We start from the raw sequence: 21,362 nt of genomic DNA on the forward strand, positions 1-21,362 counted from the left end.
TTATGAATCACTTGCTCATCACACATTATAAACACTTTTAGGTTGTTTTTAAACTCTTTTTCATCAAATTAACGAAACGTTCGATTTAGGTTGGCCATTTCAATAGCAGCTGCAGCCGATTCACTGCCTTTATTTCCAGCCTTTGTACCGGCTCTTTCAATGGCTTGTTCAATAGATTCTGTTGTCAGTACACCAAAGATAATCGGCACCCCTGTTGAGATGGCACTTTGTGCAATTCCTTTAGCCGCTTCATTACAAACATAATCGTAATGTGATGTTGCCCCGCGAATCACGGTTCCAAGTGTAATGACTGCATCATATTTTTTTGTTTCTGCTAGTTTTTTTGCCATATACGGAATTTCAAAAGCCCCCGGCACCCACACGACATCAATATCGTCACCGTTTGCTCCGTGTCTAAGCAATGTATCTTCTGCTCCGTCTAGTAGTTTGCTTGTAATAAAATCATTAAATCTAGCGACGACGATTCCAAACTTTAATCCTTCTGCTACTACATTACCTTGTATTGTATTCATATGTTCATCATCCTTTTTTGTGATTTTTATTTTGTTTTCATTGTCGTTGTTTGCTTGTTTATATATGCCTGCAATGCTTCAATCGTTAGCATCTTTAAATCGTGTTCTTTTTGAATTTTTTGCAGTTCGGGTACACGGGCCATGGTTCCATCTGCATTCATAATTTCACATATGACACCCGCTGGCACTGAACCCGCAAGTTTAGCAAGATCAATGGCCGCTTCTGTATGACCTGGTCTTTCTACTACGCCTCCCTCTTTCGCAATAAGAGGGAAAACATGACCTGGGCGGGCAAAATCTTCTGGTTTTGACTCTTTATTTAACATGGCCAAAATGGTCGTTGAGCGCTCAAAAGCACTTATACCAGTTGTCGTTGACGTATGGTCGATGCTCACTGTAAATGCTGTATGATGTGCATCCGTATTTCGCTCGACCATAGGATGCAGATCCAAGTGTTTTGCAATCGAGGCATGAACTGGTGTGCAAATAAGACCTCTTCCATGTAAAGCCATGAAGTTAATGACTTCCGGCGTTGCATGCTCAGCAAGTGCCACAAAGTCTCCTTCATTTTCTCTGTCTTCATCATCTACTACGATAATGATTTCTCCTCGTTTCAGGGCATTTACTGCCTCATCAACTGAATGATACATACAATCGCCTCCTAGAATCCGTGCTCTTTTAAAAATGATGGGGTTAATCGTGATGGCTGCTTTTCGTTTTGCTCTTTTGTTAAAAAGCGATAAATGTATTTACCAATCATGTCACATTCAATATTTACTACATCCCCCATAGATTTAGTCGGGAAAATAGTTCCTTCAAGCGTATGTGGAATGATAGAAACTGTCACGTGAGCATCTCGCAAATCGAAAATAGTCAAGCTGACGCCATCTATTGCGATCGATCCCTTTTTTGTGAGCATATCGGTGAGGGTCTTGTCCATTTTCAAATCATAGTAAATGGCATTACTCTTCTTTTCTACACGGGTAATCACAGCCGTTCCATCAACATGGCCTGAAACAAAATGACCGCCGAATCGTCCATTTGAGGACATCGCTCGCTCTAAATTCACTTGGCTACCTGGTGCAAGCTGATCAAGTGATGTCGCTTTGACCGTCTCAGGCATCACATCTGCCGCAAACTGTTCTTTTGTGAAGCTTGTGACAGTGAGACAAACGCCATTGATGGCGATACTATCGCCTAGGTGAACATCTTCTAGTACACGACTGCACTTGATGATGATTTCCATGGCATCTGCGGATCTTTTGCTCAATGACTGGACTGTACCCACTTCTTCAATAATCCCCGTAAACATGTGATCCTCCCTTTCTCTTTCTTTTGTATTTCTCACTTTATGAAAAAGCGATGTTTGGGACATGTGATCGATTGAACACCTTCGTCGCTTTTTATGGTCCATACAAGGTAAATGAGGGATCACCTAATAAACACTGCATGCGATGACTATATTGACATACAGAAAGCCCCGGAAAAATTCCGGGGCTTTGGTTTTTTTGCATTAGAAATAAAACTATGATCAACACTTATTTTTGTTCATACATAGCTTTCGTTATCCTTCTCCCATCCAGACTTTCACTGTCGGCTTCAGCTTCTCACTGAATCAACCGTTAATAAATTAACGGGTCACGGGCTGTAAAGCATTTGCTTTATTACCGTCGGTCGGGATTTTCACCCTGCCCCGAAGGATACAATCGATATTTAGCTGTCCTTAGGGGCTATTATAGCGATCCTTGTTGTCAAATGCAACAATCAAGATTTATTCACCTGTTCATAAAAAAAGCCTCCTTATGGGAAAGGAGACTTGTTAATTGACGACTTTTACTACTTTTATAAGACCGTCTATTCTTTTTTCATTACTAAAGTATGCTTTAATACGATCGCCTTTTTTCAGATCGGCCACATCATCTTCAAATTTCTTTCCATTAAAAATGATTTTCGTGCCATTTTTGGCTTGACCGTAATACTCATCACCATCAATTTTTGTAATGGTATATTCATAGATTGTGTAATCTTTGTCATTATTTGTTAAGCTTTCGCCAATGGCTGTTGGCACATCTTCAATTTTCATGCCATTCATGTATAAATAACCTGCGCCTAAACAAAGCAGTAAAACAAATAAGATTGCGATTTTTAATTTGATTTTCCCCATATTTAGAACCTCCATCATCTGCACTTCGCCTATTTGTATGTTCTATTCCTTCTTTTGATGAAATAAAACCAAAAAAGCTGATTTTCATTAATGGTTACTTATATAACGATTCAAATGGACTTTTGGTTCCACCTTTTCATCATTACATATGATACGAATATGCGTTCTTTATTAAGGGGGTCTTTTTTCCTCTTTATCTGTTAGCAGGGTAAACAAGAAAGACGAGCTTTTTGATTATATTCTTTTCTCTAATGCGAATAGATCTTCCTCTAACAATTGAGATCTTTGAACAGCGATATTTCGGCTGTCACGAACCCCTTGATTATAATAGTAGCTTCCAAGATGTTTTGTGATAAATTCTAATATATTGATGGCTGCTAATTCACCAATCTCCTCTTCTCGTTCTTCGGCAAAGTAACGTTGAATAGCAATCATCATCTGGTTTTTTTCTTCTTTTGTTAATGGTTTCAAAGTATCTCCTGCTTTCTTTGCATGATCACACGCTTTTTAGATGTGCACTTTCACTTATTTTTAGAGCTACATATGGTGACACTCACGAATACGAATATTTGTTCTCTTATCATATCACAAAAACGTGTCCATCACACCCTAAAAGAAAAAGCGTGTTTTAATCAATTGATCAAAATACGCTTTTTTATATAGACTATTTATTTCAATATGGATAGTATCGTCGCCACAGAATGATCTACAAATGAACGCTCTGGGCGAGATTTCATGAGAACTGTAAGTCCAATAAAAGAAACAACCAACGCCTGTGCTAAGGCTTTGGCATTCAGACTGCTTTCGAGCTCACCCGAGCGAATACCTTGTACAATTTTTTCTTCAAAAATGACCGAAAGATACATTTGATGCTCTCTTGTGAGAATTTCAAATTTCTCTTCGTGGGGGGCAAGCTCGACTATTGTATTGATGCAGAAGCACCCTTTACTCGGCCCATCTCCATATTCCTCTTCTACTAATTCAGCAAATAATGTATGAAATGCTTCCTTTGCAGATAGATTGTTTTGCAGTTTTGATCGAATATGTGCTGCATGCTGAGTTGTATATTTGCGTAATGCTGCTTCAAACAATTCCTCTTTATCACCGAACGCTGAGTATAAGCTTGGCCGCTGTATTCCCATTTTTGCAGTTAAGTCGCTTAATGTAGTGGCTCTGTACCCCTTCTCCCAAAAAAGCAACAAGGCCTCATCTAACGCTTTTTCCTCATCAAATTCCCGTTGTCGAACCATTATCAACCCTCATTTCTATCATAAAAATCTCTTCACTAAATCAATCATCTATTTCTTATAACGTTTTTACTCATCGGTACATTATCATTTTATTTTATTGACATATCATTGTCAAACCGACTACGATCTTCACTATATCATCTTGACTTTAAAACGTTTCTATGGTTATCCTTAACAGGAATCATTCTATATCGATCAGTATATTATACTTTTCAGTACAAAAGGAGCGGATGACATGCATGAAAAAAGAAAAGATGAATGCCGTTGAACATTCTGATCTGGAAACGACTCATTTACAAATAACCACCCGATCAACGATGACTCGCAATATGGCTCTACTGTTTGCGACAGCCTCCGGGATGGCAGTTGCAAACATATACTTTGCACAGCCATTATTAGACTCCCTCGCATCCGAGTTTGGTATCAGCTATTCATCCGTTGGTATGGTCATTACGATTACTCAGCTTTGTTATGCGCTAGGACTGCTACTGATCGTACCACTTGGTGATCTGTTCAACCAACGGCGGCTCATCGTAGCTCAAATGCTAGTATCCGTGTTATCTCTCATTCTAGTCAGTATCGCCCCTACCGCCACCGTCCTGTTTATAGGACTAGCTGCGGTGGGACTGCTCGCTGTAGTCACTCAGGTACTCGTAGCATTCGCAGCGACATGGGCCGCTCCTGAAGAACGTGGCCGCATAGTGGGCTTGGTTCAAAGTGGAATTGTGATTGGTATTCTTCTCGCACGAACGTTTGCTGGTGTACTAACCGATCTCGCCGGCTGGAGATCAGTCTATCTCGTTTCCGGCGTGATGATGCTGATCATCACTGGCGTGTTGTACCGGTATCTTCCTCGTGCTGACAACAAGAGAGTCTCCATATCCTATGTGAACTTGCTCGCTTCAATGTTTATATTGTTCAGACAAGAACGAATTCTACGTATTCGTGGCGTACTGGGTTTTCTGATCTTTGTTGTGTTTGGCACGCTGTGGACTTCACTTGTGCTGCCTCTCAGCACTACGCCATACAATCTGTCACATACGGCGATTGGTGCATTTGGCCTTGCTGGAGTTGCCGGAGCATTAGGTGCCGCTCGAGCTGGAAGCCTTGCTGATCGAGGCTTAGGACAGTTAACAACGTGCATCGCCCTTGTCCTATTACTCTTTTCATGGTGTTTTATTTTTTTCACTGAATATTCCCTCATTTTATTAATCGTTGGTATCGTCATTCTTGACCTATCTGTGCAGGCCGTTCATGTGACCAATCAAAGTATGATTTTCATGGTCCGGCCTGAGGCGAGAAGCCGGCTGACTGCTGCTTATATGATTTTTTATTCCCTCGGCAGTGCGCTCGGTTCTATTGTATCAACTAACATATACGCAAACGCTGGCTGGAATGGGGTATGTTTATTTGGAGCCTCTATCAGCGCCTTAGCCCTTTTATATTGGATGATCACCTACCGCTTCACGGCACAGATCACAGGAACATCAGATTTAAAATAAAAAAACACCGCAATTAAGCGGTGTTTTGGATTAAGCATCGATAACTTCGACTTTTTCCATCCCTTGACCTTGTTCCATGTCAAGAACAGCCTCGATACCAGATGTTACTTTACCAAAAACAGTGTGAACACCGTTTAAGTGCGGCTGTGGGTCATGTACGATAAAGAATTGGCTGCCGCCAGTGTCTTTACCAGCGTGTGCCATTGATAATGAACCTCTCTCGTGCTGATGAGGGTTTCCTTCTGTTTCACATTTAATGGTGTAACCAGGTCCTCCAGTTCCATTACCGTTTGGATCGCCGCCTTGGCTTACGAACCCTGGGATCACGCGGTGGAATTTCAATCCATCGTAGAAGCCTTCATTCGCTAATTTTTCAAAGTTTGCTACTGTACCTGGAGCAGCCTCTGGGTACAGTTCAAACTCAATTTTCTTTCCATTCGTTAATTGTATGTATCCTTTTTTCGCCATTTTTCACATTCTCCTTTCAGCTTAAACAACGCTCATTATAGCACATTTTCGGTGATGTTAAACATCCCCTGCTTACCTAATGTGATTTACCTCTTTTGCCAACATTGATAAAATAAAAGAGCTTGATCCTTTTCTCCTAAGGAAATGATCACAGACTGAGCAAAACACTTCATCATATTGGAGGTTTCAAACATCTTTAAAAGATAATTGAAACGTCAGACTGATTTGTTACGTCTATATGATGAAGTACGATTCAAATCATGTACTCAAAAGATGAGTTTCTCACCATCGAGAAACGCTTTCGACTTGAAGGAGGTCAACATGTTTAAAAAAACAATGCTTGGTATGATGGCAGCGCTCCTTTTACTGATTGGTGCGCCAAAAGTCAGCTTAGCGGATGCAGCTGTCGGCGATGTCATCGTCACACTCGGGCAAGACTTAACACCGGCTGATCGCCAGAAGGTGCTTGACGAGTTGAATCCACCTGAAAATGCGACAAAAATTGAAGTAACCAATAAAGAAGAGCACGAATATTTAGGAAAGTATATCCCTCGCTCTCAAATCGGGACTCGAGCATTATCATCTTCATCTATTACTATTGAAAAATCAGGTACGGGTCTGACTGTGGATACACATAACATTAAGACCATTACAGATGAGATGTATTTAAATGCTTTAATGACCGCAGGCGTGAAAGATGCAAAGGTTGTCGTGACGGCGCCGTTTGAAGTATCTGGCACAGCAGCACTGACAGGTTTATTAAAAGCCTATGAGGTGTCAAGCGACAAAGCCATTCCCGAAGATGTGAAACAGGTGGCTAACGAAGAGCTTGTAACAACATCTAAATTGGGTGACTCTATTGGAAAAGACAATGCTTCTGCTCTGATTGCAAAAATCAAAGATGACATTGCCAAAAATGGAGTTCCTAAAACAACAAAAGAAGTGGAAGAAAAAGTAGATCAAGCCGCTTCTGATTTGAACTTAAATCTGACGCAGGACCAAAAAGATCAACTTGTCTCTCTCTTCGATAAAATGAAAAATATCAATATCGATTGGAAACAAGTCGGATCTCAAATTGATAAAGCAAAAGACAAGATTACAAAATTCATAGAATCAGATGAAGGGAAAAACCTTCTACAGAAAATTTGGGATTTCTTTGTCTCCATTTGGAACGCGATCGTCTCTGTATTTACTGGTGGAAAATAAATGTCATAGAAAAAGCTGCCTGATGATCAGGCAGCTTTTTTTAAGTCGATGATTTCACTTTTGATTGATAAGGTAAATCCAATTTGACAATGTCCTCATATGTCTCACGCTCAACGACAAGCTGCGCTTCCCCATCTTCTACAAATACTACAGCCGGGCGCGGGATACGGTTATAGTTGTTTGACATGCTGTAGCCATAAGCTCCTGTACAAAAGACAGCTAATAAGTCTCCCTGTGATAACTCTGGCAGATCAATATCCCAAATGAGCATATCTCCACTCTCGCAGCATTTCCCTGCAATGGACACAGTTTGATCATGCGTTTGGCTCATTTTATTGGCGCTCGCTGCTTCATATTTCGCTTGATATAAAGCAGGTCGAATGTTATCACTCATTCCGCCGTCAATGGCTACATAATCGCGAATGCCAGGTACATGTTTGGATGAGCCGATCGTATAAAGAGTGGTTCCTGCATCTCCAACAAGTGAACGGCCTGGCTCAATCCAAATTTCAGGCATCTCAAATTCATAGCGGGCTACATTTTCTTTCACCGCTTGAATAATTTTCTCCACATATTCAGTCGCAGGCAGTGGCTCATCCTCTTCTGTATAACGGATGCCAAAACCTCCGCCTAAGTTCAGCACTGTGGAAATAAAGCCAAATGATTCTCTCCATTCATCTAGCTTCAAGAAAATCTTATCTGCCGCAAGGACAAAACCAGCCGTATCAAAAATTTGTGAGCCGATATGACAATGAACACCTAAGAGCTCGATCACTTCTGATTTAAGCACTTGTTTCACCGCTTCGTCTGCTTGTCCATTATGAAGGTCAAAACCGAATTTTGAATCTTCTTGACCTGTTGTAATGTAGTCATGCGTATGTGCTTCGACACCCGGCGTGATGCGGAGTAGTACTTTCACCTGTTTTGACAGCTCTTGACCAAGCTGTTCAATGAGCGTCATTTCATAGAAATTATCAACGACAATACAGCCAATTCCGTGCTCTAGTGCCATCTTTAATTCTTCTCTGCTTTTGTTGTTACCATGGAAATGAATTTTTTCTACTGGAAAACCGGCACAAATGGCTGTGTGCAGCTCCCCGCCTGAAACGACATCAAGTGATAAGCCTTCTTCTTTTGCCAGCTGGAACATGGCAATAGAAGAAAACGCCTTACTCGCATATGCCACCTGAGCTTTTAGTTCTTCTTCAATAAATGCTTTCTGAAAGCTTTTTGCACGCTCCCGTATTAAAGCCACATCATATACATAAAGTGGTGTCCCATACGTTTCAGCTAAAGAAACGGCATCAACACCACCAATTTCTAAATGTCCGAGTTCATTTTGTCTGCAAGTGCCGTGTAAATACAATGTCATTCCCTCTTTCTCCGCCTCGGCTGAAAAAAGACAGCTGCACAAGCTGCCTTTTGCCGTTTCTCAAAGTTAAAAATACAATATCACAATCTTCAGCCACTTTCAACGAGCGTTAAGAATTTGGCGGAATTTTTGATCTGTTCTGAGGGTGAACGATGCTTGGCCTTACTTTTGAGCCAGGTACAGACGTCCGAATGAGCACTTGCCACAAAGCCTTTCCATTAAAAGGAATGAACGGCCACATATAAGGTGTCTGTAAGGAACGAATGGATGTTAAATAAATAAGTAACAGCGTAAAACCGATGATCAATCCATTCAGCTTAAAGATCGCTACTAGTGCTAATATGATCAGTCGGATGATTTTATTAGCGACACTCAGTTCATAACTTGGAGTGGTGAATGTGCCGATGGCTGCTAGCGAGACGTATAATATGACCTCTGGTGTAAATAAACCGACATCAATTGCAATTTGTCCAATTAAAACGGCCGCAATCAAGCCCATGGCAGTCGACAAGGCGGTCGGCGTATGGATCGCCGCCATTCGTAAAAATTCCACCCCAAAATCAGCAAGGAATACTTGGAGAATGACAGGGATATGAGAAGGTTTGTTAAATCCAATATAGCTTAGATTGTCTGGCAGAAGATTCGGTTCTAGAATAAAAAGAAACCAGATCGGCAAAAGAAAAGTAGAACATAAGATGCCTAAAAAACGCACCCATCTTAAAAAAGTCCCAACTGCTGGCGCCTGGCGGTATTCTTCAGCATGTTGAACGTGATGAAAAATAGTGGTTGGTGTAATGATGACACTAGGAGATGTATCCGTAATGATGATGACATGCCCTTCTAATATATGGTTAGCGGCTACATCTGGGCGCTCGGTGTATCGCACAAGCGGGAAGGGATTATATCCTTGCTTAATGATAAATTCTTCTATTGTTTTATCAGACATCGTCAGTCCGTCAACTTTAATCCCAGACACTTCCTTTTCGATAATATCAACAAGATCAGGATCAGCAATGTCTTCAATATAACAAACACAGACGTCTGCTTTAGAACGCTCGCCTACTTTAAGCATTTTGTATCGCAATTTTTCATCCCGCACTCTTCTGCGAATGAGTGCTGTGTTCACAATGATGTTTTCAACAAAGCCGTCTCTTGCACCTCTGACAACCTTTTCTGTATCCGGTTCCTCCGGCATTCTGCCAGGGTAGCTCCTGACGTCAATGATAAATGCGTAATTTTCACCTTCGACAACGACTGCTACAAGTCCAGACAACACTTGATCCACTGCTTCATCAAGCGTTTCAACTTTTGAGACTTGCTGATTGACAAGACGGTTTTCTACCACACGTGCAAGATCATCTGATTCAGGTTCGTTGTCATTGATTTCAATCAGTTCTTTTAATAAATAGATCACATATTGTGTATCACATAATCCATTTACATAGTAAAGCTGGATTTCCTGATCATGGACATAAATTTTCCGAACGCCAAGGTCAAAGCTGAGACCCATCCCGACATTGTCTTTGAAAAAATCTTCATTTTTCTTCGGATCTCGGTACACGTGCACCTTGTCTTTCTTCATGGAAACCGCTCCTTTCTAAAATTAATTCGACTGCCTTCATTGTGATGGGGGACCCTTTGCTTAGATCATCTTTCCGTCCCATCTTGCCAATATCTCCAATGCCGACAACAATCGGAAGCTGTAGTGAATCGAGACAATACACTGTATCTCCACTCATTTTGTGTGGTTCCATTTCTGGAAGTCCATGTTTGTCAACGCCGTATTCTGTCAGTTCACCTTCCCGGTCAATGGAGACATGTACCTTTGTCCATTCCGCTTGATGGGTTTTAGATGCCACTGCAATGGCGCCAATCACTTCAATTTCAGGGTGACGTGCTACGTGCTTCATCGCCGTCTCCCCTGTTCCTTCACCTGTTAAGCCAGAATCATCAAACATGACAAACACTGGGTCATACGGCGTTTTTAAAATCATCTGGACCAGTTCTGGTCCTGTTCGTTTGCTCGGATTCCCTTTTGAGCTGGAAATACATCTTCCGCCGACTTTCTTTGCGACAAGCTCAATCGTTTTGGCAGCATATATATCTCCGTCTGTCACTAAAATGACTTTGCGTCTTTGCCCCATATTAGGTTATCCTTTCGGTTTAAAGATAAGTGCAATGATAAATGAAAATAAAATTGCAGCTGATATTCCAGCAGAGGTTAACTCAAAAATCCCAATTCCGATTCCAATAAATCCATGGACATCAGCCTGATGCATCGCCCCATGAAGCAAGCTATGACCAAAGCTTACGATAGGGACGGTAGCACCCGCTCCTGCAAATTCAATAAATTTATCATAAATACCAAACCCGTCTAAAATCGTCCCTGCCACAACAAAGGTCGTCATGACATGTGCTGGTGTGAGTTTCAGTACATCAAGTAAAAGCTGGCCGATCACGCAAATCAGTCCGCCTGCAACAAAAGCAATCAAATAATCCATTAGCTTTCTCCTCCTGCACGCTCAAATACAACTCCGTGCGCAATGGTTGGAATGGTCTCTTTTTGCTGAACCATCATTGGGCTGAGAAGCGCCCCGGTTGCTACAACCAATACTCTTTGTAAATTCCCTGCTTTCATTTCTTGAAAGATGTGACTGAATGTCACGACAGCTGAGCAGGCACAGCCGCTGCCTCCAGCGAATACATTTTGATCAGGTGTGTATATGATTAATCCGCAATCATCATGCTTTCGTCCAAGCTGAATGCCATCTTCTTTCAGAAGATCCTTTAAAATAGGCGATCCAATTCCAGATAGATCTCCTGTTAGGATGAGATCATAATCATCTACTGTTCTTCCTAAGTCTTCTAAATGTTGTTTGATTGTGTCTGCCGCTGCAGGCGCCATAGCCGAACCCATATCAAATGGATCTGTAATCCCAAGATCCATCACCCGTCCGACGGTGGCACTTGTAATTTGAATTTGGGAAGGTTCTTGGCTGATGACGACAGCACCGCTCCCTGTCACTGTACTTGTGGCTGTATCGGGTTTTTGCCCGCCATATTCTGTTGGATTACGAAATTGCCGCTCTGCCGTCGCATTGTGACTGCTTGTCGCAGCAAGTGCTCTATTGGCAAAGCCACCATCTACTAGCGCTGAGGCAATGGCAACTGATTCCATAGATGTGGAGCAGGCACCAAATAAACAAAGAAACGGGATTTTGAGTTCTCTTGCCACATAGTTGGCTGTCACGTTTTGGTTCAGTAAATCTCCTGCCAGCAGAAGGTCAATATCACTTTTTTGCAAATTGGCTTTTGATAAGGCCATTGATATGGCATCATCCATGAGCTGCCTTTCAGCCATTTCCCAGTTCTTTTGATAACAGTGCATTTCATCATAGGTTTTATCAATGAGATGACCGATTGGGCCTTCTTTTTCTTTCGGTCCTGCAGCTGTTCCTTCCGCATTCACATAAAGCTTGTGTTCAAATACCCAAGATTGCTTACCTGTTAGTTTCACGTTTTATTCCTCCTACGAAAACATCTTTTCCAAGACGTATCGAATAATCCCTACGACATATGCCGAGACGACGCCAAACACAATGACGTTCCCAGCCAGTTTAAACATGTTGGTCGCTACACCTAACACAAGCCCTTCACTTTTATGCTCAAGAGCCGCACTTGTCATGCTATTTGCAAATCCTGTCACCGGGACAGCTGATCCCGCTCCAGCAAACTGGCCGATTTTATCGTAAATACCAATACCAGTTAAAATAGAAGAAATTAAAATAAGGGTCGCCACCGTTGGATTCCCTGCTGTCTTCTCATTAAAATCAAAAAAAGTAATATAGAAATTTTGCAATCCCTCGCCTATCGCACAAATCAAACCGCCGACAAGAAAAGCCTTGATGCAGTTCAGTACATAAGGAGGTTTCGGCTGATACGTTTTCACTTTAGATGGATAGTTCTCTTTTAAACTTGACACGTGTTGTTCCCTCCACATTTTTAAATATAAATAAGCCAATGAAATAGCGAGCCAAACACCTTTCCTAAGACGATGGCCATGAGCAACAGCACAATTTTCCCGTCCATTCCAATTCTTTTCGTTAAGATAGGAAGTACATTTAACACTTCAGTGAGTGCGGCTGCAAGCATGCCGACAAAAATGCCAGATAAAAGACCGATCGGAAGCGCTAGCCATTTGGATAAATGCAAATGGACTTGACTTAAAGTAGCCCAGCCGCCAACGACCGCTCCACTTATCACGGCAGCCTCATATCCTTGAATGAAACGCTGCGTTTTCGTTAATTGCATTAATCGAGGGATAATACCAAGCACTGTGAGAAACGCCACAAATCCTGCCCCTACCGTTAAACCGCCGCCGAGCCCAACAAGCACCACAAAAAGCCATTTACCGATCATGGATATCTTTCAATGTTTCTTTGTTTTCATTGAGTGCGACATAATGATCAAGATCGAGCTGATATTTAAACATTTCCACTTCAAGCGGACTTGGCTCTTCGTTTAAACGCTTTTTAAACACATGATTGAAAAATAAAATCATGCCCAAACCGAGTCCAAAGCTATATGGAATTTGTAATAAATACGGATGCTCAACCGTGTTTCCAGTAATCATCTCGTAAAGGCGGATATGAACAAGCCGCATACTAACATCCTCATGGAAATTCATGATGGCAAGGGCCGCTCCGACAAATAAGAGGAGCCATACAAACACGAATAATACGGGGGACAGCTGACGTTTGCCTGTGTCTATTTCAACAATGACTTCTGAGCCTCCGACTGTTTGAATGTCGATGTCAGGCCACGCTTTTTTGATCGTTTTGACCACATGCATGATATCTAACACAACGATGTGACGATCCTTTTTGCTGACATGGTATATTGGCATTTTGCTCAGCTTTTGCACAGCACTGTCATCTCCAGTGATTTGGGCAATATCCTCTAAATAGATAAGCTGATCATTACCAGTCTTAATCCGATGGCGCAGCCGAATAAAGATTTGTCCGTCCATCCAAGTCACTTCCTATACGATGGGTTAAAAATAGTATGTGGTGAAAAATGGTTCTCATACTGAAAGAACTTGATTTACCGGTAATTACCACACAAAAAAAGCCAGCCGAATTGGCTAGCTGTCTTTTTGATCCATTTGCATTTGGATTTGTTTTAAAATTTTCTTTTCAAGCCGTGAGACTTGCACTTGGGAAATTCCGAGTCTTTCTGCTACTTCTGATTGTGTTTGGTCTTTATAATACCTTAAATAGACAATCAGTTTCTCGCGCTCTTCTAATTCTTTAATCGCCTCTTTTAGCGCAATTTTATCAAACCATCTTTCTTCTGAATGATCGGCAATTTGATCGAGCAACGTAATCGGATCGCCGTCATTTTCATACACGGTTTCATGAATAGATGATGGTGAGCGGACCGCTTCTTGAGCGAGGACAACATCCTCAGGTGTGATGTCCAGATATTCAGCGATTTCCTGAACAGTCGGCATTCGTCCATGAGATTTAGACAATTCGTCCCTTGCCCGCCTAATTTTATTTCCAAGTTCCTTTAAGGACCTGCTGACTTTGACGGTTCCATCATCACGAATGAAACGCTGAATTTCACCAATGATCATTGGAACGGCATAGGTCGAAAACTTCACATCATAAGACAAATCAAATTTATCAACAGATTTCAGCAGGCCAATACAGCCTATTTGGAACAGATCATCTGGTTCATATCCTCTATTTAAAAAGCGCTGAACAACGGACCAAACAAGACGCATGTTTTTTTCTACGAGGAGGTCTCTTGCTTGTTGATCTCCGTCTTGGCTTTTTTTGATGAGCTGTTTCACTTCATCATTAGACAGCTGTGCTTTTTTTGCTTGCTTTTTTACCTCCACATCCATATGAGCAGCTCCTTAATTACAAAGCGCTTTGCTTTTTGATAGATGCTTTGTTAAGCGGATTGTTGTGCCCATTTCTGGAGATGAGTCCACCATGACATCATCCATAAAGTTCTCCATGATCGTAAAACCCATCCCGGAACGCTCTAAGTCTGGTTTCGTCGTAAAAAGCGGCTGCCTTGCTTCCTCAAGATCTGAAATGCCCATGCCTTCGTCTCGAATCGTCAGATACACAATATGGTCATCCAGTGTGACGCTAATGTGCACCTTGCCGTCTGGATTCCCGTCATACCCGTGAATGATCGAGTTCGTGACCGCCTCTGATACGACGGTTTTGATTTCTGTTAGCTCATCTAATGTTGGATCGAGCTGAGCGATGAATGCTGCCACCGTTACTCTCGCAAAGGATTCGTTTTGACTTAAAGCAGAAAAAGTCAGATTCATTTCATTTGTCATGATGCCACCCCCAATGTTTGCAGCGCAGTTTGCTCTGAAGGCTCCATACGAATAATTTTAAACAAGCCGGACATATCAAATAAACGGTTCACTGCTGGCGAGATCGCACAGACGACCATTTCACCGCCAAGCTGTTTAATTTCTTTGTATCTTCCTAAAATCACTCCGAGCCCAGAGCTGTCCATAAACGATAAATCAGCTAAATTCAGCACGATGTGGCGAATGTCCTCTGTTTCCAAATAATTCGTCACCTTTTGTCTCAATGTCTCTGCGGAGTGATGATCAAGCTCCCCTGTCAACCGAATGCAAAGTACGCTCTCTTTTATTTGAAAATCAATACCAAGGCTCATCTTTTCTTCCTCCTTGCTCTATTTTCGGATAAAGAATGTTTCTCTTTCTTCACATGCAAATCCTTCACCATGACAAAACTAGTGATCATTCGTCACATTTAGATGTTCTTTTCGTTCATAGCAAAAAAGACTGCCAGTTGCAGCAGTCTTTCACCTTTTACTTCCATTTAACAAATTCGGCCATCGCCCGTTTGAAGAACGTCCAAACACCGGCTTTTTCCATATCTTCTTTCGCTTCAACAGGACTTTCATGAAGCACTTTTCCATCTTTTTTCAAGATGATGGTGCCAAGTTTCGTTCCTTTTGAAAATGGGGCTGTGACATCTTGAGATAATTTAATTTCTTTTTTGATCTGATCGACATTTTCACCTTTTTTCGTTAGAAGAGAGATCGGTTCTGACGTGACAAGCTGAATTTTTTTCTTTTTCCCTTTGCTCACTTTGATCTCTGCTACGTCTTGACCACGCTTGTACAGAGGGTGCGTTGTATATTGACTAAAGGCGTAATCCAGCATTTTGACGACTTGGGCATTTCTGTCTTTTGGCGTGCTTGCGCCGAATACAACAGCAATGACGCGCATGTTCCCTTTTTTAGCGGAAGCCGTTAGACAGTATTTCGCCTCGCCTGTAAACCCTGTTTTCACCCCATCCACACCTGGATAAAATTTAATGAGACGGTTTGTATTCACAAGCCAGAATTTTTTATCCGTGTTCTGACGAAGATAGTCTTCGTATACACCTGTGAACTTGGTGATCTCTTCATATTTCAACAGCTCTTTTGCCATTTTTGCCATATCATGAGCCGTGCTGTAATGATCTTTTTCAGGAAGTCCTGTTGGATTTTGAAAGACCGTTGAGGTGAGTCCAAGCTCTTTTGCCTTTTTGTTCATTTGCTCAACAAACTGTTCTTCAGATCCAGCAATATGTTCTGCCATGGCAACTGAAGCATCGTTTCCTGACGCAATCGCAATGCCTTTTAGCATGTCTTTAACCGTCATTTCTTCTCCCGGTTCAAGGAAAATTTGTGAGCCTCCCATAGATGCTGCATGATCGCTCGTTCTTACTTTATCAGTCATTTTTAATTTTCCTTGATCCATCGCTTCCATGATGAGAAGCATCGTCATGATTTTGGTCATACTTGCAGGGGCAAGCTTTTCATCACTGTTTTTGTTGTAAAGCACTTTTCCCGTGTCACGTTCCATTAAAATCGCTGATTTGGCTTCATGCGCCAATTCTGATGTTTGTTTTTCTCCTGGCTTTTCAATCTTTTCTTTTGCCATCGCTGATGGTGGAACCATTGAGATAAGGATCATTAAAGTAAACAATGCACATATATGACGTTTCAAGTGGCAGACCTCCATTATCGTAATCCTTTCTATTTTTTCCTCATAAAGGCTGTTTTATTCAGAGATCGTTTGATTGCCATAAAAAAAAGCCCTCTGTTTCATGAACAGAAGGCTTTTTCACACGATCTATGAGAGTTGTTTGACAACATCTTTCACTAAATCAAGGAAACTTGCTTTCACTTTTTCCGTCACTTCGATCACTTCATCATGAGAAAGCGGCTGATCTAAAATACCTGAAGCCGCATTAGAGATGCATGAAATACCAAGTACTTTTATGCCTGCATGACGTGCCACAATCACTTCTGGCACAGTCGACATACCGACTGCATCAGCGCCAAGCGTTCTGAGGAAACGAACCTCTGCCGGTGTTTCATATGAAGGCCCTGTCATTCCTGCATAAACCCCTTGCTGCACAGATATGCCTAAATGTTTAGCCGTTTTCTCTGCAAGTGCCAGCAAATCTTTATCATACGGTGCAGACATATCAGGGAAACGAACCCCTTGACTGTCGTTTGGTCCAATTAACGGATTGGTTCCCATCATATTGATATGATCTGTAATCAGCATGAGATCGCCAGGATGGAAGGATGTATTCACACCGCCCGCTGCATTTGTCACAATACATGTCTCAATGCCGATTTCTTTCATCACACGGACAGGAAATGTCACCTGCTTCATATCATACCCTTCATAGTAATGGAAACGTCCTTGCATAGCACAAACGACCGTGCCTTTCAGCGTTCCAATGACGAGCTGGCCTGCATGCCCTTCTACTGTTGAAACAGGGAATCCAGGAATATCTTCATATTTCAATTTGATTGGATTTTCAATCTCATCGGCTAAAATGCCAAGACCTGAACCTAAAATCAATCCAACTGTTGGTACATATGTCGATGCTTGTTTAATGTATGCCGCCGCTTCTGAAAACTGTGCTCCCACGTGATTTCCCCCTATTTGAGTTGAGATAAAAAGCTTGTTCCGTATTTTGGCAGCGTTGATTTAAAATTATCTGCTACCGTTGCCCCAAGATCAGCAAATGTTTTCGCTGTTGGTAGCTCATTCGCTTCTTGATGCTTTTTGCTGTAAGCAATAAGCGGAACGTATTCTCTTGTATGATCTGTTCCGTGATGAACCGGGTCATTTCCGTGATCTGCTGTGATCACAAGCAGATCATCCTCTTTTAATAGATCAAACACTTCAGGTAGACGTGCGTCAAATTCCTCTAGTGCCTTACCGTAGCCTTCTGGATCTCTTCTATGTCCATAAAGCGCATCAAAGTCGACAAGATTTAAGAAGCTCAGCCCAGTAAAGTCTGTTTTCAGCGTCTCCACTAGCTTGTCCATTCCATCCATGTTGGATTTCGTTCTGAGTGAAGAGGTGATTCCTTCACCATCATAAATATCAGAGATTTTTCCGATCGCAATGACATCAAGTCCATCATCTTTCAATTCATTCATGACGGTACGGTCGAATGGTTTTAATGCATAGTCATGACGATTTGGTGTTCTAACAAATGCCCCCGGCTCCCCGACAAATGGACGAGCGATGATGCGCCCTACCATATATTTTTCATCTAAAGTCAGTTCACGTGCGATTTCGCAAATGCGGTAAAGTTCGTCTAATGGCACAACTTCTTCGTGTGCAGCAATTTGCAGCACAGAATCTGCTGAAGTATAAACGATTAAATCGCCTGTTTTCATATGCTCTTCGCCAAGCTCATCCAGAATTTCTGTACCAGACGCTGGTTTATTTCCAATGATGCCACGCCCTGTTTTTTCTTTTAATTCATTTAACAGTTCATCTGGAAAGCCGTCTGGAAAGACTTTAAATGGTGTGTCGATGTAAAGACCCATGATTTCCCAATGCCCTGTCATTGTGTCTTTCCCGTTGGATGCTTCTTGCATTTTTCCATAATACGCAAGCGGTTTTTCGTCCGCTGGAATTCCTTTAATTTCTTTAATATGACTTAGCCCAAGCTTCGCCATATTCGGCATATGAAGCCCGTTCATTTTTTCAGCAATATGTCCAAGTGTATCTGCACCTACATCATTAAAATCAGCAGCATCAGGTGCTTCCCCGATTCCTACTGAATCCATCACAATGAGGAAAATACGTTTATACTGATAATCAGGCATAAAAAAGCGCCTCCTTCAATATTCTTGTCCTTTCACCTTTCACAACTGGAGAGGTCAGACATCTCAAGTATAAACCGTTTTCAAGTCAATTGACAACCATAAACGGTCCAAACATAAAAAAGCATGATACACGTTCACCGTGCCATGCTTTACTTATGCCCTTGGATGGAATTTGTGATACACGTCTTTTAATCTTGTTTTTGTGACATGTGTGTAAATTTGTGTAGTAGAAATATCGGCATGTCCGAGCATTTCCTGTACGGCTCTAAGATCCGCACCGTTTTCAAGCAAATGTGTCGCAAATGAATGTCTGAGCGTATGAGGCGTCAATTCTTTTTGAATACCTGCTTCTATGGCTCGTTTCTTTAAGTTCTTCCAAAAGCCCTGCCGCGACATTTTTTTTCCGTGATGATTCAGAAATAAGGCATCGGCCGGCTGTTTTTTGAGCAGCTTGTTTCTGCCTTTTTCTATATACACTTCAATCGCACTTGTAGCAGCTTCACCAATAGGCACGATCCGCTCTTTTCTTCCTTTTCCAAAACAGCGTATAAACCCCATGGTCAGATGCACATCCGCAAGAGTCAGATCAAGCATTTCACTTACGCGAATACCTGTTGCATATAAAAGTTCGAGCATGGCTTTGTCACGGTAGTCAAATGGTGTTTGCTGCTTAGGTGTATCGAGCAGCTTTTCTACCTCATCTAATGATAGAACTTTCGGTAATTTCCGCTCTGTTTTTTGTGATTCAATGTTCCATGACGGGTCATCTGTTGTCACTTTTTCACGGAGCAAAAATTGATGAAAGGAGCGTATCGATGATAGATGACGGACGGACGTTTTACTCGATTTCCCCTCGTCTTTTAACTGTTTTAAATAATGAATAATATGAAGGCGTGTGACGTCTTTTACATCTGTCAATTGTTCATGCGTCATTAAAAAAGACAAATAGCTCTGTAAATCTCTTTTATAAGAGACAATGGTATTTTCAGAGAGTCCTCTCTCTACTGTCATAAAATGAATAAAGTCGGATAATTGATCCTTCAATGGTTTCTACTCCCCGTTTTGATAAAAATAAATCAATCGATCCTGCCAGCTGTCTTGTTTCGGCTGATCCATTTCCATCACTTTTATCGCTGCACCTTCTGGTTTATCATAACGATGATAGCTTTCATATTCTGAATTTATCCATATCATAGCATAATAGAACAGGACGGTAAAACCAGTGAACAAGATAAATACTTTCATTACTTCACCTGTTGTTTTGAGCCATTTTCGCATGTTCTTCATGTCCTTTCTCGTGTTCTCATTACTTCAGCATATGCCAGGTGGGACAAGGAATATACAGCGAACATGCAAAAAACCTTTTCATTTTGAATGAAAAGGTTCCAATTCGGATTATTTGCCGGATTCATCATCATGACACCGGTGGCAAATACCATGGAATGTCAATCTATGATCCTTAATTTTAAATTTCCAGTCGCGTTCAATAATCTCTTCAACATCTTCTAATAAATCATCTTCTATCTCATCGACTGTACCGCATTCCATGCAGACAAGATGGTGATGGAAGTGAGCGGCTCCTTCTTTGCGAAGATCATATCGCGAAACGCCGTCTCCAAAGTTAATTTTATCAACAACTTTCAGTTCAGTAAGCAATTCTAACGTCCGATAAACAGTAGCAAGACCAATTTCAGGAGACTTCTCTTTTACGAGGAGGTATACATCTTCTGCACTTAAATGGTCTTCTTCATTCTCAAGCAGTACTCTTACTGTTGCTTCACGCTGTGGCGTGAGCTTATAGCTGGAAGAATGAAGCTGTTTCTTAATTCGATCAATCCGATTTTCCATTGACTTTCCCTCCTACGCCACATTACTTGATCATTATATCAAATGATGTGCAGAGAGCCAACTATAATCATTTTAAATTGATAAATAAATTGATTATTATTTAATAACGATTATAAAATCATCAAAACAGAACACCTGCCAGCTTTTTCATCAGCATGAATGATAAGTATGATTCAAAAAAGGACGAAAGAGCAGCGAGGGTTAAAATCATCAGTAGAACAGAAGCATACCGGCCAAACCAATGGATTGGCGCTTGACTGATGGTTTTTTTCATAAAAAGCTGACCAATTAAACGAATGGAGAACGCAATCGCACAAGTTCCGATCACTAAATACGCTGGAATGAGCAAGATATTTTGAGGAAGCACCGAGACAAAAGATAGAAAAAAACCGCTAAGCCCCATTTGATTGACCAAAAAACCGACAGTAAACCCAACTACAATCCCTTTTAAAAAAATCATAAGAAAAATAAGCGGCAGGCCAATGATGGAAATTCCGAGTATCCACATGAGGCCCAAATATTTCATATGATGTAAAAAGCTTTGCAAAAACATTTCTTTTGATTCTGCTGCTTTCTCATTCGTCAGTTGACCAAAAAATTGATTTAAATAGTAGAATAAATCCTCTTTCTGACTCATTGTCATACTATTGACGATAATGGCTCCAAAAATGACGCCCATTAAAAATAGTACAGAAACAAACAAATAAATCGATACATGATCTTTCACGTGCTGAAGAAGATGTTCTTTCCAAGACTTTTTCCGCATGCGCCTTCCTCCCAAATAGTAAAGGTTACTAGATTCTATGAGAGAGCAGACGAAACATG

General features: G+C 41.4%; 27 protein-coding genes and 1 riboswitch. Of the genes, 2 read left to right on the forward strand and 25 right to left on the reverse strand.

From position 1 onward, the window contains the following. Positions 1-68: 68 nt before the first annotated feature. The 6 genes from ribE (V7L95_RS17370) to V7L95_RS17395 all read right to left on the reverse strand — a co-directional run bounded on the left by ribE (V7L95_RS17370) (position 69) and on the right by V7L95_RS17395 (position 3,947). Entirely contained in the window at positions 69-533 is a 465-nt protein-coding gene (ribE, locus tag V7L95_RS17370; RefSeq protein ID WP_007501031.1) for a 6,7-dimethyl-8-ribityllumazine synthase, read from the reverse strand. Positions 534-559: 26 nt separating this feature from the next. Continuing rightward, positions 560-1,183 (reverse strand): 3,4-dihydroxy-2-butanone-4-phosphate synthase, encoded by a 624-nt coding sequence (gene ribB, locus V7L95_RS17375; RefSeq protein WP_080934044.1) that lies wholly within the window; start codon positions 1,181-1,183, stop codon positions 560-562. 11 nt (positions 1,184-1,194) lie between these two features. Then, positions 1,195-1,845 (reverse strand): riboflavin synthase, encoded by a 651-nt coding sequence (gene ribE / locus V7L95_RS17380; RefSeq protein ID WP_026050106.1) that lies wholly within the window; start codon positions 1,843-1,845, stop codon positions 1,195-1,197. Positions 1,846-2,096: 251 nt separating this feature from the next. After that, positions 2,097-2,238: riboswitch (FMN riboswitch) on the reverse strand. A 114-nt stretch (positions 2,239-2,352) separates the two neighbouring features. Continuing rightward, positions 2,353-2,697 carry a hypothetical protein gene (locus V7L95_RS17385; RefSeq protein ID WP_008344451.1) on the reverse strand — a complete coding sequence of 115 codons (345 nt, stop codon included), beginning with the start codon at positions 2,695-2,697 and terminating at the stop codon, positions 2,353-2,355. A gap of 234 nt (positions 2,698-2,931) precedes the next feature. After that, positions 2,932-3,168, reverse strand: coding sequence for a DUF2164 domain-containing protein (locus V7L95_RS17390; protein ID WP_017359788.1), 237 nt, complete (start codon positions 3,166-3,168; stop codon positions 2,932-2,934). Positions 3,169-3,365: 197 nt separating this feature from the next. Continuing rightward, entirely contained in the window at positions 3,366-3,947 is a 582-nt protein-coding gene (locus V7L95_RS17395; RefSeq protein WP_046343886.1) for a TetR/AcrR family transcriptional regulator, read from the reverse strand. 239 nt (positions 3,948-4,186) lie between these two features. Here V7L95_RS17395 and V7L95_RS17400 point away from each other — a divergent pair, with 239 nt between their 5' ends. After that, on the forward strand, positions 4,187-5,449 hold the full coding sequence (locus V7L95_RS17400; RefSeq protein WP_129548449.1) for an MFS transporter: 1,263 nt from the start codon (positions 4,187-4,189) through the stop codon (positions 5,447-5,449). A gap of 30 nt (positions 5,450-5,479) precedes the next feature. On the opposite strand, the gene V7L95_RS17405 is transcribed toward V7L95_RS17400, so the two are convergent. Beyond that, on the reverse strand, positions 5,480-5,917 hold the full coding sequence (locus V7L95_RS17405) for a peptidylprolyl isomerase (protein WP_007501040.1): 438 nt from the start codon (positions 5,915-5,917) through the stop codon (positions 5,480-5,482). Between the two features lie 321 nt (positions 5,918-6,238). Here V7L95_RS17405 and V7L95_RS17410 point away from each other — a divergent pair, with 321 nt between their 5' ends. Further along, entirely contained in the window at positions 6,239-7,123 is an 885-nt protein-coding gene (locus V7L95_RS17410; protein WP_017359791.1) for a DUF1002 domain-containing protein, read from the forward strand. 40 nt (positions 7,124-7,163) lie between these two features. Here the strand turns inward: V7L95_RS17410 and lysA are convergent, their stop codons facing one another. From lysA to spoIIM, 18 genes are all read right to left on the reverse strand, one after another. Further along, positions 7,164-8,489: a diaminopimelate decarboxylase gene (lysA, locus tag V7L95_RS17415; RefSeq protein WP_008344445.1), complete on the reverse strand. Its 1,326-nt coding sequence runs from the start codon at positions 8,487-8,489 to the stop codon at positions 7,164-7,166. A 115-nt stretch (positions 8,490-8,604) separates the two neighbouring features. Next, positions 8,605-10,077, reverse strand: coding sequence for a spore germination protein (locus tag V7L95_RS17420; protein ID WP_007501043.1), 1,473 nt, complete (start codon positions 10,075-10,077; stop codon positions 8,605-8,607). Then, positions 10,031-10,639, reverse strand: coding sequence for a stage V sporulation protein AE (locus tag V7L95_RS17425; RefSeq protein WP_007501044.1), 609 nt, complete (start codon positions 10,637-10,639; stop codon positions 10,031-10,033). The genes V7L95_RS17420 and V7L95_RS17425 overlap by 47 nt, the downstream gene beginning before the upstream one ends. Before the next feature lie 6 nt (positions 10,640-10,645). Next, a complete protein-coding gene (gene spoVAE / locus V7L95_RS17430) occupies positions 10,646-10,996 on the reverse strand; it encodes a stage V sporulation protein AE (RefSeq protein ID WP_007501045.1) in 351 nt (116 codons plus the stop codon). After that, complete coding sequence (gene spoVAD, locus V7L95_RS17435) at positions 10,996-12,012, reverse strand: stage V sporulation protein AD (protein ID WP_008344437.1); 1,017 nt, start codon at positions 12,010-12,012, stop codon at positions 10,996-10,998. The genes spoVAE and spoVAD overlap by 1 nt, the downstream gene beginning before the upstream one ends. A 12-nt stretch (positions 12,013-12,024) precedes the next feature. After that, positions 12,025-12,477 (reverse strand): stage V sporulation protein AC, encoded by a 453-nt coding sequence (gene spoVAC, locus V7L95_RS17440; RefSeq protein ID WP_024718929.1) that lies wholly within the window; start codon positions 12,475-12,477, stop codon positions 12,025-12,027. A 20-nt stretch (positions 12,478-12,497) separates the two neighbouring features. Further along, positions 12,498-12,914 (reverse strand): stage V sporulation protein AB, encoded by a 417-nt coding sequence (locus tag V7L95_RS17445; protein ID WP_007501049.1) that lies wholly within the window; start codon positions 12,912-12,914, stop codon positions 12,498-12,500. Beyond that, the gene (locus V7L95_RS17450; RefSeq protein WP_081114606.1) at positions 12,904-13,524 is read right to left on the reverse strand and encodes a stage V sporulation protein AA; all 621 of its coding nucleotides are present in this window, start codon (positions 13,522-13,524) and stop codon (positions 12,904-12,906) included. The genes V7L95_RS17445 and V7L95_RS17450 overlap by 11 nt, the downstream gene beginning before the upstream one ends. Positions 13,525-13,638: 114 nt before the next feature. Next, positions 13,639-14,406, reverse strand: coding sequence for an RNA polymerase sporulation sigma factor SigF (sigF, locus tag V7L95_RS17455; RefSeq protein WP_007501051.1), 768 nt, complete (start codon positions 14,404-14,406; stop codon positions 13,639-13,641). Positions 14,407-14,418: 12 nt separating this feature from the next. Then, the gene (gene spoIIAB, locus V7L95_RS17460; protein WP_007501052.1) at positions 14,419-14,859 is read right to left on the reverse strand and encodes an anti-sigma F factor; all 441 of its coding nucleotides are present in this window, start codon (positions 14,857-14,859) and stop codon (positions 14,419-14,421) included. Next, complete coding sequence (spoIIAA, locus tag V7L95_RS17465) at positions 14,856-15,209, reverse strand: anti-sigma F factor antagonist (protein WP_008344431.1); 354 nt, start codon at positions 15,207-15,209, stop codon at positions 14,856-14,858. Before spoIIAA ends, spoIIAB begins: the two co-directional genes overlap by 4 nt. A 157-nt stretch (positions 15,210-15,366) precedes the next feature. Continuing rightward, complete coding sequence (locus V7L95_RS17470) at positions 15,367-16,569, reverse strand: D-alanyl-D-alanine carboxypeptidase family protein (RefSeq protein ID WP_340967562.1); 1,203 nt, start codon at positions 16,567-16,569, stop codon at positions 15,367-15,369. A 111-nt stretch (positions 16,570-16,680) separates the two neighbouring features. Beyond that, on the reverse strand, positions 16,681-17,493 hold the full coding sequence (locus V7L95_RS17475; protein WP_008344425.1) for a purine-nucleoside phosphorylase: 813 nt from the start codon (positions 17,491-17,493) through the stop codon (positions 16,681-16,683). 11 nt (positions 17,494-17,504) lie between these two features. Then, entirely contained in the window at positions 17,505-18,689 is a 1,185-nt protein-coding gene (gene deoB, locus V7L95_RS17480) for a phosphopentomutase (protein WP_017357920.1), read from the reverse strand. 153 nt (positions 18,690-18,842) lie between these two features. Further along, positions 18,843-19,733 (reverse strand): site-specific tyrosine recombinase XerD, encoded by an 891-nt coding sequence (xerD, locus tag V7L95_RS17485; RefSeq protein ID WP_017357921.1) that lies wholly within the window; start codon positions 19,731-19,733, stop codon positions 18,843-18,845. 6 nt (positions 19,734-19,739) lie between these two features. Next, positions 19,740-19,967, reverse strand: coding sequence for a YqzK family protein (locus V7L95_RS17490; RefSeq protein ID WP_008344420.1), 228 nt, complete (start codon positions 19,965-19,967; stop codon positions 19,740-19,742). 117 nt (positions 19,968-20,084) lie between these two features. Further along, positions 20,085-20,537, reverse strand: coding sequence for a ferric iron uptake transcriptional regulator (fur, locus tag V7L95_RS17495; RefSeq protein WP_003215577.1), 453 nt, complete (start codon positions 20,535-20,537; stop codon positions 20,085-20,087). 121 nt (positions 20,538-20,658) lie between these two features. Further along, positions 20,659-21,303: a stage II sporulation protein M gene (gene spoIIM / locus V7L95_RS17500; protein ID WP_008344417.1), complete on the reverse strand. Its 645-nt coding sequence runs from the start codon at positions 21,301-21,303 to the stop codon at positions 20,659-20,661. Between the last annotated feature and the right edge of the window lie 59 nt (positions 21,304-21,362).

This window comes from Bacillus sp. PPSBB_11, assembly GCF_038023285.1.
Taxonomy (GTDB): Bacteria; Bacillota; Bacilli; order Bacillales; family Bacillaceae; genus Bacillus; species Bacillus altitudinis.

Bases quoted from the DNA above. Each gene is read 5' to 3' on its own strand.
- ribE (WP_007501031.1), bottom strand. From the start codon at position 533: ATGAATACAATACAAGGTAATGTAGTAGCAGAAGGATTAAAGTTTGGA.
- ribB (WP_080934044.1), bottom strand. From the start codon at position 1,183: ATGTATCATTCAGTTGATGAGGCAGTAAATGCCCTGAAACGAGGAGAA.
- ribE (WP_026050106.1), bottom strand. From the start codon at position 1,845: ATGTTTACGGGGATTATTGAAGAAGTGGGTACAGTCCAGTCATTGAGC.
- V7L95_RS17385 (WP_008344451.1), bottom strand. From the start codon at position 2,697: ATGGGGAAAATCAAATTAAAAATCGCAATCTTATTTGTTTTACTGCTT.
- V7L95_RS17395 (WP_046343886.1), bottom strand. From the start codon at position 3,947: ATGGTTCGACAACGGGAATTTGATGAGGAAAAAGCGTTAGATGAGGCC.
- V7L95_RS17400 (WP_129548449.1), top strand. From the start codon at position 4,187: ATGAAAAAAGAAAAGATGAATGCCGTTGAACATTCTGATCTGGAAACG.
- V7L95_RS17405 (WP_007501040.1), bottom strand. From the start codon at position 5,917: ATGGCGAAAAAAGGATACATACAATTAACGAATGGAAAGAAAATTGAG.
- V7L95_RS17410 (WP_017359791.1), top strand. From the start codon at position 6,239: ATGTTTAAAAAAACAATGCTTGGTATGATGGCAGCGCTCCTTTTACTG.
- V7L95_RS17420 (WP_007501043.1), bottom strand. From the start codon at position 10,077: ATGAAGAAAGACAAGGTGCACGTGTACCGAGATCCGAAGAAAAATGAA.
- V7L95_RS17425 (WP_007501044.1), bottom strand. From the start codon at position 10,639: ATGGGGCAAAGACGCAAAGTCATTTTAGTGACAGACGGAGATATATAT.
- spoVAE (WP_007501045.1), bottom strand. From the start codon at position 10,996: ATGGATTATTTGATTGCTTTTGTTGCAGGCGGACTGATTTGCGTGATC.
- V7L95_RS17445 (WP_007501049.1), bottom strand. From the start codon at position 12,914: ATGATCGGTAAATGGCTTTTTGTGGTGCTTGTTGGGCTCGGCGGCGGT.
- V7L95_RS17450 (WP_081114606.1), bottom strand. From the start codon at position 13,524: ATGGACGGACAAATCTTTATTCGGCTGCGCCATCGGATTAAGACTGGT.
- sigF (WP_007501051.1), bottom strand. From the start codon at position 14,406: ATGGATGTGGAGGTAAAAAAGCAAGCAAAAAAAGCACAGCTGTCTAAT.
- spoIIAB (WP_007501052.1), bottom strand. From the start codon at position 14,859: ATGACAAATGAAATGAATCTGACTTTTTCTGCTTTAAGTCAAAACGAA.
- spoIIAA (WP_008344431.1), bottom strand. From the start codon at position 15,209: ATGAGCCTTGGTATTGATTTTCAAATAAAAGAGAGCGTACTTTGCATT.
- V7L95_RS17470 (WP_340967562.1), bottom strand. From the start codon at position 16,569: ATGGAGGTCTGCCACTTGAAACGTCATATATGTGCATTGTTTACTTTA.
- deoB (WP_017357920.1), bottom strand. From the start codon at position 18,689: ATGCCTGATTATCAGTATAAACGTATTTTCCTCATTGTGATGGATTCA.
- V7L95_RS17490 (WP_008344420.1), bottom strand. From the start codon at position 19,967: ATGCGAAAATGGCTCAAAACAACAGGTGAAGTAATGAAAGTATTTATC.
- fur (WP_003215577.1), bottom strand. From the start codon at position 20,537: ATGGAAAATCGGATTGATCGAATTAAGAAACAGCTTCATTCTTCCAGC.
- spoIIM (WP_008344417.1), bottom strand. From the start codon at position 21,303: ATGCGGAAAAAGTCTTGGAAAGAACATCTTCTTCAGCACGTGAAAGAT.